The organism is Paraburkholderia sp. RL18-085-BIA-A (assembly GCF_046027075.1).
Lineage (GTDB): Bacteria > Pseudomonadota > Gammaproteobacteria > Burkholderiales > Burkholderiaceae > Paraburkholderia.
The window spans coordinates 1-1,680 of sequence record NZ_JARESU010000391.1; the positions used below are offsets into that span (position 1 = coordinate 1).

The following is a 1,680-nucleotide window of genomic DNA, read 5'->3' on the forward strand; positions in this document are numbered from 1 at the left end:
CCCCCTGCGTCACACTAGATGTCGCCTCTGAATTTTCTTGATTTGAAGAACTCAGAGGTGCAGGTTGAACGCCAAACAGACGTATTCTGTCGAATTCAGGGAGCAGGCGCTGGCAAAGGTCCTGCAACGAGGCAACCGGTCCGTAGGAACGGTTGCCTCGGAACTGAACATGAACGTATTAACCTTGAGGAAGTGGATCCGCGTGTCTAACGCCGCAAACCGCAACCCGGGGCCAGTCGATGCACGGCGCCCGGAAGACTGGTCTTTGGAAGAGCGCCTGCTGGCCTTGCAGCAGAGCCATGGACTGAGCGACGAGGCGCTGAGCGCGTGGTGCCGTGAACGGGGCCTGTTTGCCCATCATCTGGACCGGTGGCGCGCCCAGTTCTGCTCGGCCGGCACCGCGAGCAGCGCACGTGCAAACGCTCCAGAGCTGCGCGAGCTGAAACAGGCCAATGCGCAACTGCAGCGCGAACTGAAACGCAAGGAAAGGGCTTTAGCGGAGGCGGCCGCGTTGCTGGTACTTTCAAAAAAGTATCAGGCGCTGTTCGGGGACGAGGACGAATGAGCTCTCCCGAAGAGCGCGCGACATTGCGGCAGCTGATCGGCGAGGCGACTACAGCCGGGGCTCGTCAGGCACACGCATGTGCCGTGCTCGGGCTAAGCGCGCGCACCGTGCAGCGCTGGCAAGGCGGCGGTCCTGAAGCAGTGGATGGGCGCACCTTACGCCATCATGCTGCTGTTCACAAGCTGTCGACCGACGAGCGTGCTGAACTGCTGGCGGTGGCCAACTCTGTCGAATTCGGTCATCTGCCACCGAGCCAGATCGTCCCTCGATTGGCCGATAAGGGCCGCTACATCGCCTCAGAATCGACGTTCTACCGGGTGCTGCGCGAAGAGAAACAGCTTGCTCATCGGCGCAGTGAACGACCGGCCCGCACCCACAGCAAGCCTCGCGCAGTTTGTGCCGCCGGGCCCAATCAATTGTTCAGCTGGGATATTACTTACCTGCCGACGACAGTTCGCGGGCAGTATTTCTATCTCTACCTGTTCATGGACGTGTTCAGCAGGATGATCGTCGGCTGGCAGGTCTACGCTGAAGAGAGCAGCGCCCAGGCCAGCGAGCTTCTGAAGGATCTATGTGCGCGTGAAGCGATCAAACCGGGCCAGGTGATTTTGCATTCGGATAACGGCGGCCCAATGAAGGGTGCCACGATGCTCGCCACCCTGCAGGCTCTGGGTGTCATGCCGTCATTGAGTCGACCGGGCGTGAGCAACGACAACCCGTTCTCGGAATCGTTGTTCAAAACACTGAAGTATCGGCCGGCCTATCCTCTGCAGGCGTTCGACACTCTATTTGCCGCGCGCGCCTGGGTCACCGGGTTGGTGCGTTGGTATAACCACGAACATCGTCACAGCGCGATCCGTTTCGTCACGCCTGCCCAACGGCACGCCAACCTCGACCAGCAGATCCTCGATCGCCGCGCGACGCTCTACGAGGCGGCAAAGCAGCGCAACCCGCTACGATGGAAAGGCCCCACGCGAAACTGGAACCGCGTACACACGGTCCATCTGAATCCCGATCAGACAGACAACTTCGAACCCATCAGACGCGACCACCGACAGGAGCAAAAAGCCGCCTGAATTTAATCGTTGAGGCGACATCTAGCTTGAAATTTACCG

General features: G+C 59.9%; 1 protein-coding gene. It reads left to right on the forward strand.

Annotation, left to right across the window (positions count from 1 at the left end):
* Nucleotides 1-64: 64 nt before the first annotated feature.
* Nucleotides 65-1,641 (forward strand): IS3 family transposase gene (locus P0D89_RS52680; protein WP_408379574.1). Its coding sequence is split into 2 segments (ribosomal slippage): nt 65-524 and nt 524-1,641, totalling 1,578 coding nucleotides; the frame shifts between segments, so codons are not numbered across the junction.
* The last annotated feature ends 39 nt before the right edge of the window (nt 1,642-1,680 follow it).